The sequence below is a fragment of the Roseomonas sp. GC11 genome, from assembly GCF_024437745.1.
GTDB lineage: Bacteria > Pseudomonadota > Alphaproteobacteria > Acetobacterales > Acetobacteraceae > Pseudoroseomonas.
Genome location: NZ_JANFNY010000016.1, coordinates 1 through 17,386 on the forward strand (window position 1 = coordinate 1; position 17,386 = coordinate 17,386).

Here is a 17,386-nt window from a genome sequence, read left to right on the forward strand (position 1 = left end):
CCCCGCGGCCGGGGTGGCGGCGCCGGCGCTGGCGGCCAGCGCCCCGGCCAGCGCGGCCTCCTGCCCGGCCAGGGTGGCGGCCTCCGCCCGCAGGCGCTGCCAGATCGCGTGCTCCATCGCGTGCTCCACCTCGGCCATGCCGGCCCTCCCCGTTTCACCGGGAGGATCGGGCGGCGGCGGCATTCCGGCAAGCCATGGGGTGCGGAACGCCCCGTTGCCGGGCGGGCAACGGCGTGGTCAGGATGCCGGCATGGACCCGCGTTATTCCTCCCCCGCCGCGCTGCGCAACCGCGACCCCATCCTGGAGGCGCTGCGCCGCCTCCTGCCGCCCGCCGGGCTGCTGCTGGAAATCGCCAGCGGCAGCGGCGAGCATGCGGAGCATTTCGCCGCCGGCCTGCCGGGCTGGGTGATCCAGCCGAGCGACCCGGACCCGGCCGCCCGCGCCAGCATCGCCGCGCGCGTGGCGGAGGCGGGGCGGCCCAATCTGCGCCCGCCCCTGGCGCTGGATGCCACCGCGCCGGAATCCTGGCCGCCCCTGCGGGCAGATGCGGTGCTGGCGGTGAACATGATCCACATCGCGCCCTGGTCCGCCACGCCGGGGCTGCTGGCCGGGGCGGCGCGCTGCCTGGCCACGGCGGGGGCACCGCTGATCCTCTACGGCCCCTTCCGCGAGGGCGGCGGCCATACCGGGCCTGGCAATGCCGAATTCGATGCCAGCCTGCGCGCCCGCGACCCCGCCTGGGGCCTGCGCGATCTGGAAGAGGTGGCGCAGGCCGCCCGCGCCGCCGGCTTCATCCCCGGCCCGGTGGAGCGGATGCCGGCCAATAATCGCCTCGTCCTCTTCCACCGGGCGGTCTGAGGCCCCCGCGCTTCACCCCGCCTTTACCCGCCTGCCGCAGCATATCCCGGCCGGCAGGAGCCCGGCGGCGCGCGCCCCGCGCGCCCGGCAAGAGGATATGGCCCGATGTGGCGCAGCATCGTGACGGCCGCCATGCTGGCGGCCCCCCTGATGGCCCTTCCCGGCGGGGCGGTGGCCCAGCCGGTCAGCTTCACCCCCTTTGACCAGCCGGCGCAGGAGGCCGTCCAGGCCGCGCGGAGCTGGCAGTTCGAGCGGGCGCAGAAGGCCGGTGTCACCCCGCGCGTCGCCACGGCGCGCATCGACCTCGATGGCGATGGCGTGGCGGAAATCGTGGCGGTGGTCCAGGCGCCGGACCGCTGCGCCGCGCTCGGCCTGCGCAACTGCCCGCTGGTCGTGCTACACCGCCGCTCCGAGCGTGGCCGCTTCCAGGAGGTCGGCAGCTTCTTCGGCGATGCCGTGCAGATCCTCGACAGCAGCAACAAGGGCTGGCGGGATATCGAGACCCGCTTCACCCAGGGGCCGTGGCGCCGCACGGAGTGGAACGGGCTGCTCTACCAGATCCGCCGCTGAAGGCGGCGGCGGCGCGCGCGGGGGGTCTCAGACCTCCCGCGAGATCAGCCGGTTCAGGGTGCGGCAGCCAGCCACGATGGCCAGCAGCGTCAGGCCCTGGCCGATCAGGCCGCTGGGCGTCCACAGCGTGCCGCCGACGAGAAGCTGGCGCGGCACATAGGCGAGCAGGTGCTGCACCTCCGGTTCCACGCGGATGGAGCCGATCACCTGAAGCCCGCCCCACCAGGCCAGCCCGGCCAGCAGCACCAGCGGCGCCACCCATTCCGCCACCAGCTCGACGAAGGTCAGGGCGAAGCTCACCACCGCCCAGACCGCCAGCTTCACGGCGCGCCAGACCGGGGAGGGGCCGTCCTCGGCCTCGTCCAGTTCATCATGCGGGTGGGCAAATCCGGACATGCTGTCCCTCCTTCGCGGCGATGCCAGCCCCGGCATAGCGCCCCGGGCCGCGTGACACAAAGCTTGCCCGATCACCCTTTCGATTCCGTGGCGCCGGAAGCGGAAACCGCGTTCGGGAAATGGGCATATCGTCATCAACTCCTGAAGGGCAATGTTCCTTTCCCGGGCAGGCGGCAGGCAGGGCCGGCGGAAAACCCCCTGCCGCCGCATCGACCCCCCGGAGGGGCGGGCCTATACCGGGCCGCGCGCGACTTCATCATGGGGCCCGGACATGGATCTTCCGCAGCGGATCGAACTGCATGCCTTCGAGAGCCTGACGCTCAGCGACGGCGCCTTCCTGCGCGGCGCCGCGGCCGAGGGCCGCCCGGCCCTGCTGACGGCGGCGCTGCACCTGCCCGTGGGCGCGGGGCCGCATCCGCTGGTGGTGCTGATGCATGGCTCCGGCGGCATCGGCAGCGCGGTGGCCAACTGGACGCGGCAGGTCACCGCGCTCGGCGCCGCCAGCCTGGTGATGGATGGCTTCACCGGGCGTGGCCTCACCAGCACCAGCACGCAGCAGGCCCTGCTGGGGCGGCTGAACTTCATCCTCGACATCTACCGCGCGCTGGAGAAGCTGGCGGCCCACCCGGCCATCGACCCGAAGCGCGTCATCCTGCTGGGCTTCTCACGCGGCGGGCAGGCCACGCTCTATGCCGCGCTCAGCCGCTTCCAGGCGCTGTGGAACCGCAGCGGCATCACGCCGATGGCGCATCTCGCCTTCTACCCGGACTGCTCGATGCGCTTCCTGGAGGAGACGATCCTGCCGCCGGTGCCGGTGCGCGTCTTCCATGGCCTGGCCGACGACTATAATCCGCCGCACACCGCGCGTGCCTATGTGGAGCGGCTGCGCGCCGCCGGGGTGGATGCGCGCTTCACCGCCTATGCCGGCGGGCACCACGGCTTCGACAATCCGCTGAGCGAGACACACCAGCCGGCCACCGGCTCGCAATCGCTGCGCGACTGCACCATTGAGGAGCGCGCGCCGGGGGTGCTGATCAATGCCTGCACCGGCGCGCCCTTCAGCTACGCCGATGCCTGCGTCCGCACCGACCCGCATGCGGGCGGGCATCCGGCGGCGGCGGCGGCGGCGCGGCGCGATATCGGCCGCGTGCTGGGCGAATTGCTTGGCAGCGGATACGGCCCGGCCTGAAAGGCTGCGTGGTCTTGAGAGGGGCTTCGCCCCTCTCAAACTCTCCCGACCAAAGGCCTGAGGCCTTTGGAAACCCATCAGGGGTCCCCCCTGAAGGCGGGTGCAGGGGACCCCGTCCCCTGCTGGGGGTGAGGGGGCGAAGCCCCCTCAGGCCGCCTGAGCCAGCATGGAGAGGCCACCCGCCTCGGCGAGGTCGGCAAGCTGCGCCAGCGTGGCGAAGTGGTAGTCGGGCTTCGTCAGCTCCGGCACTTCCAGCGTGCCGCCGAAGCCCTTCATGCCCTGGCGCCGCTCAATCCAGCACACGGTGTAGCCGAGTTGCCGGGCCACGCCGATATCATGATACTGGCTCTGCGCCACATGCAGGATATCGCCGAGCTGGTAGCCATCACGGCTCAGCCGGCCACGGGCGAAGGCGAAGAAGAGCGGGTTCGGCTTCTCGCAGAGCGCGTCATCCACGGTGATGCTGTCGTGGAAGGGGTTGCCCAGCGTCTTCTCCATGTGGTTGAGCGCCCAGCGCTGGGCATTGGTCATGGCCACCAGCTTGTAGCGCGCGCCGAGGCGCTTCAGCGCCGCGACGGAATCCGGGAAGGCCGGCCACTGCGCGATGGACTGCACGAAGCCCCTGGCGATGCGCTCGCTCTGCGGCAGGCCGAGCGGGCCGCTGATCTCGTGATAGACCCGCTCCAGATCATCCGGGAAGCGCTTCGGCTTGGCGTTGCCGCGGGTGCGGCGGTAATGCGCGAGGATGGTGTCGTCATCATGCGCCGCGGCCGCCGCGCCGCATTCCGCGCGCAGATAGTCGAGCATCCCCTTCTCGAAATCGATCAGCGTGCCGACCACGTCGAATGTCAGAACCTTGGGTTCCTGCGCCATTGTCATGCCCCCTGTTGGCGTTGGCGGGAGCAAGGCTAGGCCCGGCGGCGCAGCGGGGCCTGCCGTTTGCGCGCCCGGCGCGGCAGGATATGCCGCCCCGCCGGGGCGCCGCGGCGCCTCATTCCTGCGGCGCGAAGAACCGCTCCAGCGGGTAGTGCTGCTTGGTGAAGACCGTCTTGATCACGACGTAGCTGAAATACTTCTCGATCCCGATATTCTGCGCCAGCAGCACCTCGATGGTGTCCTGGTAGTGCTGGATGCTCCGGGTGACGAACTTCAGCAGGTAGTCATAGCCGCCGGAGACGAGGTGGCATTCCATCACCTCGTCCACCGCGCGGATGCGCGCCTCGAAGCGCTGGAAATCGTGGCTGCGGTGGTCGGACAGCGTGACCTCGGTGAAGATGGTCATGGTGTCACCGAGCTTTTGCAGGTGCACATGCGCGCCATAGCCGGTGATATAGCCGGCCTTCTCCAGGCGCTTGACGCGCATCAGGCAGGGACTGGCGGAAAGGCCGACGGCCTCCGCCAGATCCACATTCGTCATCCGCCCGTTCTTCTGCAGATGCGCCAGGATCCGCAGGTCGATCCGGTCGAGTTTAGGCAATCCATTGACCATGAAGGCAAATCCGTCTCAGCCTGCCCAGCCTATCCGGTGCCGGGCGCGGGTCAATGGCCGCAGGCGCGGGGCGGGTTCAGCCCAGCGCCTGGCTGACCAGGGCGAAGCGCGCCACATCGCCGCGCGGGACGGGCGCAGGGCCGCGCCGCATGGCGCGCGCATTGTCCACCTGGGCCAGCCCCATCTCCTGCAGCCAGGGGGAGAGGCCGCTCTCCGCCGGCACGTCGATGCGCAGGAACTGCCCGCTGCGCACGCCGAGCCAGTGCGCCACCAGCGCCTGCGCCGCCGCCAGATCCGGCGCGACCACGGGGCCGATGACATGGCCGCGGCCGAAGCGGCGCAGCAGGGAGAAGCCGACGGGCTGGCCACCGCGCTCCAGCACCACGCCTTCCGCGACACCCAGCAGCGCCTCCAGCAGGGCCGCGCGGTCGAGGCCGGTGGCGGCGGCATCGAGGCCGCGCACCAGTTCGAGGTCGCTGCGGCCGAGCGGGCGCAGCCGCTCCCCCGCCGCCAGCGGCACGAGGCCCACGGAGAAGGCCGCACCCTGGTGCTGGTGCACCGCGCCCACCACCTCGAAGCCGAGCTTCACATAGAGCGGATAGCCGGCATCGGTCGCCGTCAGCGCCACGCTGCGGTCTCCCAGGCGCTCCAGCACGGCGCTGGTGAGCAGGCGGCCGAGGCCACGCCCCTGCGCCTCCGGCGCGACGACGATCAGGCCGACCGCGCCATGATCCTCGCCGAATTCCCAGCCCAGCGCCGTGCCCAGCAGCTGGCCGCCTTCCTCGGCGGCGAAGCCGAAGCCCAGGCTGTGGAAGAAGTGCCAGTCCTCCAGGCGGTGCGGCCAGGAGACGCCGCGCGTCAGGGCGTGCCCGCCCTCCAGATCCGCGGCCTGGAACTGCCGCAGGGCCGGGGCCTCCACCATCTTGCCGTCTGACACCGTTTTCATTCCTCCTGTCGTGCCCGCGCGGGGCGGCCCCAGCGATACCGCAACGGGCAAGAACATGCTGCCGGACTATGCCGGAAATTCGGCACGATCCGCTGCGCGGCGCGCGCGGCGGCGGCAGACAGCATGGCCCCCCGGCCGCAGCATCATCCGCGAACCCTGGCGGAGGCAAGGCGTGGCGTGCATCGTGAGCGTGGAGGGCCGCAGGCGGCCGCCACGCAGGGCATGCCGCCCTTCCACCCCGCCGGCGCCCTCTTCCCTCGCGGGCCTGGCCCGCACAGCCGAGGACTGACACCGATGACCGCTCTGCGGCCGAAATACATCACCTTCGACTGCTACGGCACGCTGACGAATTTCCAGATGGGCCCCCTCGCCCGCCAGATCTTCGCCGACCGCGTCCCGGCCGAGCGGATGGACGCTTTCGTCAAGGACTTCTCCGCCTACCGCATGGATGAGGTGATGGGCGCCTGGAAGCCCTATGCCGAGGTGCTGCACAATGCGGTGCTGCGCACCTGCAAGCTGCACGGCATCCCCTTCACCGACCCGGATGGCCGCGCCTTCTACGACGCCGTGCCGGGCTGGGGCCCGCACCCGGACGTGCCGGAGCCGCTGACCCGCGTGGGCCGCGAATTCCCCCTCGTCATCCTCTCCAACGCGATGAACGAGCAGATCCACCACAATGTGAAGCTGCTGCAGGCGCCTTTCCACGCCGTCTACACGGCGCAGATGGCGCAGGCCTACAAGCCGCGCTTCCAGGCCTTCGAATACATGTTCGACCAGCTCGGCTGCGACCCGAAGGACATCCTGCATGTCTCCTCGAGCTACCGCTACGACCTGATGTCGGCCTATGACCTGCGCATCGGCCACCGCGCCCATGTGGCGCGCGGGCATGAGCCGGTCACGCCCTATTACGGCGCGCATGTGATCGACGACATCGGCGGCCTGCCCGGCCTGCTCGGCCTCTAAGCCGGCGCCCCGAAGGAGAGGATGGAATGAAGCTGCTCCCCTACTGGCAGGACACGGCCACCCCCTTCGCCGGCGGCGCCAGCGGGCCGCTGGAGGGCAAGGTGGATGTCGCCATCATCGGCGGCGGCTTCACCGGCCTCTCCGCCGCGCTGGCCCTGGCGAAGCGCGGCGCCAGCGTCGTGGTGCTGGAGGCGGCGCGCGTCGCCGCCGCCGCCTCCGGCCGCAATGGCGGGCATCTCAACAACGGCCTGGCGCATGATTTTCCCAGTGTCGCCGCCAGCCTCGGGATGGAACGCGCCCGCGCCCTCTACCACGCCTTCAACGACGCGGTGGACAGCGTCGAGCGCATCGTCACGGAAGAGGGCATCGCCTGCGATTTCCGCCGCTGCGGCAAGATCAAGCTGGCCGCCAAGCCCGAGCATTTCGGCAAGCTCGCCGCCAGCTTCGAGGTGCTGCACCGCGAGGCGGACCCGGAGACCGCCCTCATCCCGCGCGAGCGCATCCGCGAGGAGGTCGGCTCCGACCTCTATCACGGCGGCGTCGTCTACAACCGCAGCGCGCAGATGCATATGGGGCGCTTCGGCGCGGGCCTGGCCGATGCCGTGGCGCGCCATGGCGGCCGCATCTTCGAGGAAACCCCGGTCACCGGCCTGACGCGGCTGCAAGGCCGCCGGCACCGCGTGGCGACACCGCGCGGCAGCATCGAGGCGGAACAGGTGCTGGTGGCCACGGGGCCGAGCCAGAACGGCCCCTTCGGCTTCTTCCGCCGCCGCATCGTCGCTGTCGGCAGCTTCATCATCGCGACCGAGCCGCTGCCGAAGGCCACGCTGGACGCGATCATGCCGACGCGGCGCAACGCCACCACCTCGCGCATCATCGGCCATTATTTCCGCATCAGCCCCGATGACCGGCTGATCTTTGGCGGGCGCGCGCGCTTCGCCATGTCCAACCCCACCTCCGACCGGAAGAGCGGCGAGATCCTCGACGCCAATATGCGCACCGCCTTCCCGCAGCTGCGCGACACCCGCGTGGAGTACTGCTGGGGCGGGCTGGTGGACATGACGGCCGACCGCCTGCCGCGCGCGGGTGAGCATGAGGGGCTGCTCTACGCCATGGGCTATAGCGGCCATGGCGCGCAGATGTCGGTGCATATGGGGCAATGCATGGCAGCGGTGATGGGCGGCCAGGATGCCGCGAACCCGCTGCACGGGCTGGACTGGCCCTGGGTGCCCGGCCATTTCGGCCCGGCCTGGTTCCTGCCGCTCGTCGGTGCCTATTTCAGCCTCAAGGACAAAATGCAGTAGCCGGAGGGCCACGCCGCGCGGCTACAGCGCTGTGGCCTTTGAAAACTCTTTCCTGAAGGCGGGAGCAGGGGACCCCGTCCCCTGCCCAAGGGAAAGAAAGGGGGGAGTTTGAGGGGGCAAAGCCCCCTCATTTTCAAACCCCGCTCAGGCCGCGTGGCGGCGGCGCGGCGGCAGCATGCTCAGCAGTTCCGCCTCGCCGCGATGGCACAGGATCTCGGCCCCCTTGGCCACGGCCTGCACCGGCGGCGCGGTGCGGTCGCAAATCCCCTCGATGCGCACGGAACAGCGGTTGTAGAAGGCGCAGGCCGTGCGGCGCGCCGCATCCTCCGGCGCGCGGACGGCAGCCGCCTCCTCCAGCCAGCCCTGCCGCAATTCCGGCACCGAGCGGATGAGAAGATCCGTGTAGGGATGCCATGGCTCCACCGCCATGCTGGCGCGGCTGCCGAGTTCGACGCGCTGGCCGGCATAGAGCACCATCACCTCGTCACACACGGCGCGCACCATGTGCAGGTCGTGGCTGATGAACATCACGGCGAGGCCGAGTTCCTTGCGCAGCCCGTCCATCAGGTCGAGGATCGCCGCGCCCACCACCGTGTCCAGCGCCGCCGTCACCTCATCGCAGAGGATCAGATCCGGCTCGGCCGCCAGGGCACGGGCGAGGTTGACGCGCTGCTTCTGCCCGCCGGACAATTCCCCCGGCAGGCGGTCGATCACACTGGCCGGCAATTGCACGAGATCGAGCAGGCGCCGCACCCGCCGCGCGCATTCCTTGCCCTTGATGCCGTGGAAGAAGGTGATCGGGCGGCCCAGGATACGGCCCACGCTGCGCGATGGATTGAGCGCCGTATCCGCCATCTGGAAGACGAGTTGCACGCGGCGCAGCTGGTCACGGTCACGCTGCTCCACCGCGGGCGGCAGGGCCTCGCCACCCAGGGACATCTCGCCCTGCGCCATCGGCAGCAGGCCCGCGATGACGCGCGCCAGCGTGCTCTTGCCGCACCCGCTCTCACCGATCACGCCCAGCGCCGCGCCACGCCTGATGCTGAAGGAAATATCGCGCAGCACGGTGATCAGCGGCGCGCCCCCGGCGGTGAGGCTGCCATAGCCGGCGGTCATCCCACGCACCTCCAGCACGGGGGGCGCCTCCTCCGGCACCACGCCATCCCCATGCGGGCGCGGCGCGGCGGCGGCCAGAAGGCTCTGCGTGTAGGGATGTTCGGGGCTGGCGAGAATGCGCGCCGTCTCTCCCACCTCGCGCATGCGGCCATCGCGCAGCACCAGGATGCGGTCCGCCATCTGCGCCACCACGGCGAGGTCGTGCGAGACATAGACGGCCGTGGTGCCACGCTGGCGCACCACCGCCTTGAAGGCGCGCAGCACCTCGATCTGGGTGGTGACGTCAAGCGCCGTGGTCGGCTCGTCCAGCACCACGAGGTCAGGCCGTGTGATCAGCGCCATCGCCGCCATCAGCCGCTGCAACTGCCCGCCCGAGACCTGGTGCGGATAGCGCTGGCCGATGCGGTAGGGCTGCGGCAGGGCCAGGGCACGGAACAGCTCGACCGCCTCCGTCTCCGCCTCGGCGCGCGTCATGGTGCCATGGATCAGCGCGCTTTCCACCACCTGGTCCATGATGCGGCGGGAGGGGTTGAAGGCCGCCGCAGCACTCTGCGCCACATAGGCGACGCGCCGGCCACGCAGAGCGCGCAGCCCGGAAGCGGAGAGGGAGAGAATCTGCGTCTCCCCCAGCCGCACGCTGCCCCCCGCGATGCGGCAGCCGCCGCGCGCATAGCCCATCAGCGCCAGCGCCGTCGTGGTCTTGCCCGAACCGGATTCACCAATGAGCGCCAGCACCTCGCCACGCTCCAGCGAGAAGCCGACATCCTCGACGATGGTGACCTCCCCGCCACTGGCATCGCGCGCGGTGACGCGCAGGCCGGAGACCTCCAGCAATGCGGCCATGCCTCAGCCCTCCCCACCCGCGCGGCGGCGGAAGCCACCGAGATTGTCGATCAGCATGTTGACGCCGATGGTCAGGCTGGCGATGGCCAGGGCCGGCATCAGCACGGCCGGCGCGCCTTCAGCGAGGCCGCCGATATTCTCGCGCACCAGCGAGCCCCAATCCGCCTCCGGTGGCTGGATGCCAAGGCCGAGGAAGGAAAGCCCGCTCAGCAGCAGCACGATGAAGACGAAGCGCAGGCCGAAATCGGCCAGCACCGGCCCCGTCATGTTCGGCAGGATCTCCTCCCGCACGATGAAGGCGGTGCTCTCGCCGCGCGCCCGCGCGATGCGCACATAGTCCATCGCGTTGATGCCAACGGCGAGGGAACGCGCGATGCGGTAGGCGCCCGGCGTGTAGATGATCCCGGCGGAGAGCACCAGCACCGGCACGGAGGAGCCGAAGGCGGCAACGACGACGAGGGCGAACATCTTGCTCGGCATGGCGCTGAGGGTATCGAGGCAGCGGCTGACCAGCATGTCCAGCCATCCGCCCCAGACCGCGGCGCTCATGCCGAGGATGAGGCCGCTGCCGCTTGCCATCAGCGTCGCCAGCAGCGCGACGCCCACGGTATAGCGCGCGCCGTGCAGGATGCGGCTCAGCATGTCGCGGCCCAGATAATCGGTGCCAAGCGGAAACTTCGCCGTCATGGGCGTGAAGACATCCATGTCGACGATACGCCCCGCCTCGTGCGGCGCGACCATCGGGCCAAAGAGGGCCATCATCAGCCAGAAGAGGACGAGGACGCCACCGAGCAGGCCGGCGAGCGGCCAGCGGCGGCGCTTGCGGCGGGGCGCGGGGGCGGGCTGCGCCGCCTCGCTCACCGGTGCCGCAGCCGTGGATTGGAGAGTATCGCGCATAGATCCGCCGCCAGCACGAGGAAGAGATAAGCCGCGCAGAAGATCATCGCGCAGGCCTGAACGAGGGGCATGTCACGCGTCGAGACGCCATCGACCATCAGCTTGGCGATGCCGGGATAGTTGAAGATGGTCTCGACAATGATGACGCCGCCGAGCAGATAGGACAGGCTCAGCGCGATGGCATTGGCGATCGGCCCCAGCGCATTGGGCAGGGCATGGGACCAGATGACCCGCACCGGCCCGGCGCCCTTCAGGATCGCCATTTCCACATAGGGCGCGCGGAGCTGGTCGATCAGCGCGGCGCGCGTCATCCGTACCATCTGCGCTACGATCACGCAGCACAGGCTGAGTACCGGCATGGCAAAGACGCGGAGGAAGCTGACAATGCCATCAATGCTGCTGACGCTGGACAGGGCCGAGAGCCAGCGCAGATGCACCGCGAAGACGAGCACGGCCGCCGTCGCCACCAGGAATTCCGGCACGGAGACGACGGAGACCGTCAGCGTGGAGACCAGGCGGTCATAGAACGAACCGCGCCACATGGCCGCGGTGATGCCGATGCACAGCGCCAGCGGCACCGAGACCAGCGCCGTGGCGGCCGCCAGCATCAGCGAATTGGGCAGGCGCGAGCCGATCAGCGCCACGACGGGCTGGCCATTGACCAGAGACTTCCCGGCATCCCCCGTGAAAAGCGCGCCAAGCCAGTGCAGGTAGCGCAGCCACCCCGGCTGATCGAGGCCCAGCGAGGCACGCAAGCCCGCCACGGCCTCCGGTGTCGCCGCCTGGCCAAGCAATTCCTGCGCCACATCGCCGGGCAGCAGGCTGGTGATGGCGAACACCGCGAGCGAAACCAGCAGCAGCGACACCAGGCCCAGGCCCAGCCGCATCGCCACCAGACGCGCCAATGCAAAATCCTTCATGCAGCGTCTCCGTTCGATGCCGCGGTGAAGGAGAAGGCCGGGGGAAGGAATTCCCCCGGACCCCCATCTTTCTTCTGTCAGTGAGCCGCCGGCGGGCAGCGCCCGCCGGCCCTGATAAAAAGAGAAGGGGGTTTGGGGGAATTCATTCCCCCAAACTTCTCTTCACCGCCAGGGTCAGGCGTCGAGCCAGACATGCTCCGCGAAGCCATAGCCCATCAGCCCGCCCAGCGGGATGGAGCCAAGACCCTTCAGCTTGCTCGTGTGCGCATCGAGCAGGTTGAAGAACAGCGGGATGCCGATGCCGGACTGCTCGTGGATCAGCACCTGCATGTCGGCATACATCTGGCGCCGCTTGGCGTCATCCGTCTCGCTGCGCGCGGCGTCAACGAGCTGGTCGAACTTCTCGTTCTTCCACCCGCTCTCATTCCACGCCGCATTGGATTTGAAGAACAGCGTGAACAGGATATCCGCGCTCGGCCGCGGATTGATGGCACCGAAACCCAGCGGATGCTTGAACCAGTGGTTCGACCAGTAGCCATCCGCCGGCACGCGCTTGAGATCGATGTTCATCCCGATCTTCTTCGCGCTCTCCTGGATCAGTGTCGCCATCTCCACCGAATGCTCGGCAGCCGGGGAACAGACCAGCGGCAGCGCGCTGGCGCCGATGCCCGACTTCTGGAAATGGAACTTCGCCTTGTCCAGGTCATAGGGCCGCTGCGGCAGGCCGGCGAAGTAGAAGCGGTTGCTCGGGTCGATCGGCTGGTCGTTGGCGACGATGCCGTGCCCACGCACCACCGCCGTCAGCATCTGCTGGCGGTCCAGCATATACTTCATCGCCATCGCGAAATCGGGGTTGCTGGCGGGCGCCATGTCGAGGCGCATGACCAGGTTGGTGTAGTAGCCAGACTTCGTCTCATGCACGGTGAAGCCGGGCGTGCCGGTGATGCGGCGCACCGAGCGCGGGTTGATGCCCGCCGTCAGATGGATATCGCCGGAGAGCAGCGCGTTCACCCGCGCCTGCTCGTCAGGAATGCCGATGAACTCGATCTCGTCCAGATAGGGCTGGCCGGGCTTCCAGTAATTCGGGTTGCGCACGGCGATGGAGCGCACGCCGGGGGTGAATTCCTTGCACAGGAACGGCCCCGTGCCATTCGCCGTGGTGAACTCCGTCGTGCCTGCCTTGATGATATGGAAGTGGAAGGTGCCGAGAACCACCGGCAGGTCGGCATTCGGCGCGCTCAGGGTGATCGCCACCTCGCGCGGGCCATTGGCCTTGATCTCCACCATCTGGGCCGCGAGGGACTTGGCGCGCGAGGCCACCGCCGGGTCGGCATGGCGGGTCAGCGAATAGACCACGTCCTCCGCGTCCAGCGTCTTGCCATCATGGAAGGTGACGCCCTGGCGCAGCCTGAAGATCCAGGACTTGCCATCCTCCGTGCTCCAGCTCTCGGCCAGGCAGGGCTGCGGCGTCAGGCTGCCATCGAGCGAGGTCAGCCCGTTGTAGAACATGTTGCAGCGGGCATAGTCGGTGGACAGCGACTGCTTCGCCGGGTCCAGCGTATCCGCCGTCGAGGTCGATGTCCCGGCGACACGGATGCGCCCGCCACGCTTCGGCGCCTGCGCATGGGCCTCGCCCGCCGCGCCGGCGATGCCGCCGGCCAGGGCCATACTCATGCCCGCCGCCGTCAGGATGCGCAGCACGTCGCGGCGCGAGGCGCCACGCCGCAGCGCGTCCTGGATGCGCGCGGACTCGGCCGCGCCCAGCACCGTCAGGGAATCCCTGCTCTCACCCATCGTCCTAGCCCTCCTTCGCGCACGGCCCTCGCAGGGCCGCGCTGCCGTGACACGCCGTCTATGCGGCGTTTGCCCCCCCGGGTCGTTCCCCGGCGCCGGGCGGTTTTCCGCCCGGCGAAATCTCCTCGCGCGCCCCGGAAAGGGCGCGGCCCTGTTCAGGCGCCCGCGCGCTCCAGCGCGGCGGACAGGATGGACAGCCCTTCCTGAAGCTGCGCATCCGTCGTCACCAGCGGCGCCAGGAAGCGCACGACATTGCGCTGCACGCCGCACTTGATGACCAGCAGCCCGCCCTCGCGCGCCGCGTCGATCACGCGCTGGGCGAGCGCCGCATCCGGGGCGCGGGTCGCGGGGTCGGCCACCATCTCGATGGCGCACATGAAGCCGGTGGCGCGCACATCGCCAATGCCGGGATGCTTCGCCGCCAGGGCGCGCAGCCCCGCCTCCATCGCGGCGCCCAGCACGCGGCCGCGCTCCAGCAGCCCATCCTGCTCGAAGGCGTCGAGCACGGCGAGCGCGGCGGCGCAGGCCAGCGCATTGCCGCCATAGGTGCCGCCGAGGCCACCCGGCAGCGGCGCCTCCATGATCTCCGCCTTGCCGACCACGCCGGAGAGCGGCAGGCCGCCGGCCAGGCTCTTCGCCACGGTCACGAGATCCGGGCGGATGCCGGCATGCTCATAGGCGAAGAGCGTGCCGGTGCGGCCGAAGCCGGACTGGATCTCGTCGAGGATCAGCACGATGCCGTGCTTCGCCGTGATCTCGCGCAGCGCGCGCAGAAATCCGGCGGGCGCGGGCAGGAAGCCGCCATCGCCCTGCACGGGCTCGATCAGGATCGCCGCCACGCGGTCGGGCGCGATCTCCGTCGCGAAGCATTCCTCCAGCGCTGCCAGGGCCGCCTCCGTCGTCACGCCATGATAGGCGTTCGGGAAGGGTACATGGAACACTTCCGAGGCGAAGGGGCCGAAATTCTGCTTGTAGGGCTGGCTCATGCCCGTCAGCGTCGTGCCCAGCAGGGTGCGGCCATGGAAGGCCCCGCGGAAGGCGATGACCGCCGGGCGGTTCGTATGGCCACGCGCGATCTTCACGGCATTTTCCACCGCCTCGGCGCCCGAGGTGAAGAAGACGCTCTTATAGGCCTCCCCCTGGCCGACCAGCGTGGCGAGGCGCTCGGCCAGCGCCAGATAGGGCGGGTAGGCCGCCACCTGGAAGGCGGCGTGGCTGATTTTTGTCAGCTGCTCCTGCACCGCCGCGACAACGCGCGGGTGGTTGTGGCCGACATTGAGAACGCCGATGCCACCGACAAAGTCGAGATAGCGGCGGCCATCCACATCCCAGACCTCGGCACCCTGGGCGCGCTCCAGGACCAGCGGATGGGCGGTCAGCACGCCACGCGGCACATGGCGCTCGCGCCCGCGCAGGGCCTGTTCGGTGCGGTTGACAGTGTCGAGCATGGACTTCTCCGAAACGGCGCGTGCGGCGAGGCTAAGGCCTCGGAACCGGTGCAATCGGCGGCAAAGCCTGCCGGTGCAGCGCATCTGTGCGTTGTGGCGGGGGAGGACGGCAGAATCCTCTGCCGTCCTCAGTGCAGGGGGGCCGGGCAGGCCCCTCCAGGGAAGTTCTGGGGAGGAAAGGGCGGCTTGCCTCAGACCAGGCCGGCCATGTGGAAGCTCTTGGCCTCCAGATATTCCTCGATGCCGAGATGCGAACCCTCGCGCCCCAGCCCGGACTGCTTGATGCCGCCGAAGGGCGCCACCTCCATCGAGACACTGCCGGTGTTCAGCCCGACCATGCCGAATTCCAGCGCCTCCCCCACGCGCCAGGCGCGGCGGATGTCGTTGGTATAGAAATAGGCGGCGAGGCCATAGGGGGTGGAATTGGCGATCTCCAGCGCCTCCGCCTCCGCGCCGAAGCGGAAGATCGGCGCCAGCGGGCCGAAGGTTTCCTCCTGCGCCACGCGCATGGCGGGGGTGGCGCCCGTCACCAGCGTCGGCTGCACGAAGCGGCCGCCCCGCGCATCGCGCGCGCCACCCAGAATGGCCTTCGCGCCATGGGAGAGCGCATCCTCCGCATGGGCCAGCACCTTCTCCGCCGCCGCGTCGTTGATCAGCGGGCCGATGGTGACACCGGGCTCCCGCCCATCGCCCAGGCGCAGGCCGGAAATGGCGGCGGCAAGGCGCTCCACCAGCCGGTCATGGATGCCATCCTGCACCAGGATGCGGTTGGCGCAGACGCAGGTCTGCCCGGCATTGCGGAACTTGCTGGCCATGATGCCAGCCACCGCCTGATCCACATCGGCATCGTCGAAGACGATGAAAGGCGCATTGCCGCCGAGTTCGAAGCTCAGGCGCTTCACCGTATCGGCGCACTGGCGCATCAGCAGCCGGCCAACCCCGGTGGAGCCGGTGAAGGAGAGCTTGCGCACGGCCATATGCCCCGTCAGCACGCCGCCCACCGCCGCCGGCTGGCCGGTGACGACACTGATGACGCCGGGCGGGAAGCCCACCTGCTCCGCCAGCACGGCCAGCGCCAGGGCGGAGAAAGGCGTCAGCTCCGAGGGCTTGATGACGATGGGGCAACCCGCGGCCAGGGCCGGGGCGGCCTTGCGCGTGATCATCGCATTCGGGAAGTTCCACGGCGTGATCGCGGCGGAGACGCCCACCGGCTGCTTCAGCACCAGGATGCGGCGGTCGGCGCCCGGCGCCGGAATGGTGTCGCCGCGCATGCGGCGGGCTTCCTCGGCGAACCACTTCACGAAGCTGGCGCCATAGGCGATCTCGCCCTTCGCCTCGGCGAGCGGCTTGCCCTGCTCCAGCGTCATGATGAGGGCGAGGTCATCGGCGGCGGCCAGCATCGCGTCATGCCACTTCTCCAGCAGCGTGGCGCGGGCGGCGGCGGGCAGGGCGCGCCAGGCGGGCCAGGCGGCCTCGGCGGCCTCCACGGCCTGCGTCACCTCGGCGGCGCCCAGCGCCGGCACATGGCCCACCAGCGAGCCATCCGAGGGGTTCAGCACAGGAATGGTGGTGTCACTGCCCACCCACTCGCCGCCGACCAGCGCGGCTTCGACGAACAGGGCGGGATTCTTCAGAAGATGACGCATGCGGGCCTCCTGGGCGTGCGCAGGCAGGCTAGCCATGGCGGCACGGCAGAGGGCGCCGCGCAGGCCGGGGGGCAACAGCAGAGCGTGCTGAAATCAGGGCAAGGCGGGAGGAAAGCGAAGAGGGTTCTTTTTTGGAAAAAAGAACCAAAAAACTTTCATCGGTGCAGCGTCCCACCCGGACGGGGGACGGTGGATGCCTGGAAAAATTAGCGGCTTAAAACAGACTCGTGCACCCAGCCGAGCGGCCCGTCCTCGCCCACCTGATACCAGCCGCCCGGCGCCTCGCCGAAGACGCGCAGCACCGAGGCGCGCGGCACAATGCGGACGATGCTGCCGCCACCCCCCGGCGCGCTGCGAATATTCACTGGATGCGCCGGGCTGGTGGTCACGGTGCCCGGCCCCGGCGCCACGCTGGTGCCGCCCTCGGCCGGCAGGCGCGGCGCGGCGGCCACGGGGGGCGCGGCGGGGGACGCCACCGGCGGGGCGGCTACCGGCGGAGCCGCCATGCGGTCCAGCGCGGTATCCGCCGGCAGGGGTGGCAGGCCGCCGGGCATGGGCGCCTGGGCGCTGCGCGGGCCACCACCCTCGAAGCAGCGCTCGACCATCTCCAGATAGACGCGGCTGGCCTCGGCATTGGACAGGCCGATCACCAGCGTGGCGCGGCTGGCCCTGCCATTCTCCACCGCCACGGTGGACACCCAGGGGATGAAGGGGTCGCTCACCGCGCCGGTCGGGTTGATCTGGCCGCAGACGGCATAGGTCCCGGCCAGCTGCTGGCGATAGACCTGTACCGCGCGCAGCCGCATCTCCCCCACGATGCGCAGCCGGCCGCGAACCTGCTCCTCCGCCGCGCGGCGCACCTCGGCGCCGACGGCATCAGGCACGGCCTCGGGCTGGGCCGGCTTCTTCGGCGGGTCGTCGCACCCGGACAGGGCAGCGAGGGCCAGGAGGAGCGGGAGGAAAGGGCGGCGCATCGGCATGGCGGCTGAGTAGCCCGCGCCGCCGC

At 70.0% G+C, this 17,386-nt stretch carries 16 protein-coding genes; 5 read left to right on the top strand and 11 right to left on the bottom strand.

Annotated features, from left to right (window positions below; translation table 11 throughout):
* Positions 1-250 precede the first annotated feature (250 nt).
* Both NON00_RS06895 and NON00_RS06900 read left to right on the top strand, forming a co-directional pair.
* Positions 251-859, top strand: coding sequence for a DUF938 domain-containing protein (locus NON00_RS06895; RefSeq protein ID WP_256018942.1), 609 nt, complete (start codon positions 251-253; stop codon positions 857-859).
* Positions 860-964: 105 nt separating this feature from the next.
* Positions 965-1,429 (top strand): hypothetical protein, encoded by a 465-nt coding sequence (locus NON00_RS06900; protein ID WP_256018945.1) that lies wholly within the window; start codon positions 965-967, stop codon positions 1,427-1,429.
* Between the two features lie 27 nt (positions 1,430-1,456).
* Here the strand turns inward: NON00_RS06900 and NON00_RS06905 are convergent, their stop codons facing one another.
* A complete protein-coding gene (locus NON00_RS06905; RefSeq protein ID WP_256018948.1) occupies positions 1,457-1,825 on the bottom strand; it encodes a hypothetical protein in 369 nt (122 codons plus the stop codon).
* A gap of 271 nt (positions 1,826-2,096) precedes the next feature.
* Here NON00_RS06905 and NON00_RS06910 point away from each other — a divergent pair, with 271 nt between their 5' ends.
* Positions 2,097-3,014 (top strand): dienelactone hydrolase family protein, encoded by a 918-nt coding sequence (locus NON00_RS06910; RefSeq protein WP_256018951.1) that lies wholly within the window; start codon positions 2,097-2,099, stop codon positions 3,012-3,014.
* 147 nt (positions 3,015-3,161) lie between these two features.
* Here NON00_RS06910 and NON00_RS06915 read toward each other — a convergent pair whose 3' ends face one another.
* From NON00_RS06915 to NON00_RS06925, 3 genes are all read right to left on the bottom strand, one after another.
* Positions 3,162-3,887 (bottom strand): HAD-IA family hydrolase, encoded by a 726-nt coding sequence (locus NON00_RS06915; RefSeq protein WP_256018954.1) that lies wholly within the window; start codon positions 3,885-3,887, stop codon positions 3,162-3,164.
* 118 nt (positions 3,888-4,005) lie between these two features.
* Positions 4,006-4,503, bottom strand: a complete 498-nt coding sequence (locus tag NON00_RS06920; protein ID WP_256018957.1) for an Lrp/AsnC family transcriptional regulator — start codon at positions 4,501-4,503, stop codon at positions 4,006-4,008.
* A gap of 76 nt (positions 4,504-4,579) precedes the next feature.
* On the bottom strand, positions 4,580-5,440 hold the full coding sequence (locus NON00_RS06925; protein ID WP_256018960.1) for a GNAT family N-acetyltransferase: 861 nt from the start codon (positions 5,438-5,440) through the stop codon (positions 4,580-4,582).
* A gap of 303 nt (positions 5,441-5,743) precedes the next feature.
* Here NON00_RS06925 and NON00_RS06930 point away from each other — a divergent pair, with 303 nt between their 5' ends.
* Together NON00_RS06930 and NON00_RS06935 are read left to right on the top strand one after the other, a co-directional pair.
* Positions 5,744-6,412 carry a haloacid dehalogenase type II gene (locus tag NON00_RS06930; RefSeq protein WP_256018963.1) on the top strand — a complete coding sequence of 223 codons (669 nt, stop codon included), beginning with the start codon at positions 5,744-5,746 and terminating at the stop codon, positions 6,410-6,412.
* A 26-nt stretch (positions 6,413-6,438) separates the two neighbouring features.
* Entirely contained in the window at positions 6,439-7,716 is a 1,278-nt protein-coding gene (locus tag NON00_RS06935) for an FAD-binding oxidoreductase (RefSeq protein WP_256018966.1), read from the top strand.
* Positions 7,717-7,860: 144 nt separating this feature from the next.
* Here the strand turns inward: NON00_RS06935 and NON00_RS06940 are convergent, their stop codons facing one another.
* From NON00_RS06940 to NON00_RS06970, 7 genes are all read right to left on the bottom strand, one after another.
* Complete coding sequence (locus tag NON00_RS06940; RefSeq protein ID WP_256018969.1) at positions 7,861-9,675, bottom strand: ABC transporter ATP-binding protein; 1,815 nt, start codon at positions 9,673-9,675, stop codon at positions 7,861-7,863.
* A gap of 3 nt (positions 9,676-9,678) precedes the next feature.
* Complete coding sequence (locus NON00_RS06945; protein WP_256018972.1) at positions 9,679-10,572, bottom strand: ABC transporter permease; 894 nt, start codon at positions 10,570-10,572, stop codon at positions 9,679-9,681.
* Positions 10,533-11,492, bottom strand: coding sequence for an ABC transporter permease (locus tag NON00_RS06950; RefSeq protein ID WP_256018975.1), 960 nt, complete (start codon positions 11,490-11,492; stop codon positions 10,533-10,535). Before NON00_RS06950 ends, NON00_RS06945 begins: the two co-directional genes overlap by 40 nt.
* Positions 11,493-11,666: 174 nt before the next feature.
* Entirely contained in the window at positions 11,667-13,286 is a 1,620-nt protein-coding gene (locus tag NON00_RS06955) for an ABC transporter substrate-binding protein (protein ID WP_256018978.1), read from the bottom strand.
* Between the two features lie 155 nt (positions 13,287-13,441).
* A complete protein-coding gene (gabT, locus tag NON00_RS06960) occupies positions 13,442-14,734 on the bottom strand; it encodes a 4-aminobutyrate--2-oxoglutarate transaminase (protein ID WP_256018981.1) in 1,293 nt (430 codons plus the stop codon).
* A gap of 191 nt (positions 14,735-14,925) precedes the next feature.
* Entirely contained in the window at positions 14,926-16,380 is a 1,455-nt protein-coding gene (locus NON00_RS06965) for an NAD-dependent succinate-semialdehyde dehydrogenase (RefSeq protein ID WP_256018984.1), read from the bottom strand.
* Positions 16,381-16,586: 206 nt separating this feature from the next.
* The gene (locus NON00_RS06970; RefSeq protein ID WP_256018987.1) at positions 16,587-17,360 is read right to left on the bottom strand and encodes an SH3 domain-containing protein; all 774 of its coding nucleotides are present in this window, start codon (positions 17,358-17,360) and stop codon (positions 16,587-16,589) included.
* Positions 17,361-17,386: the final 26 nt, after the last annotated feature.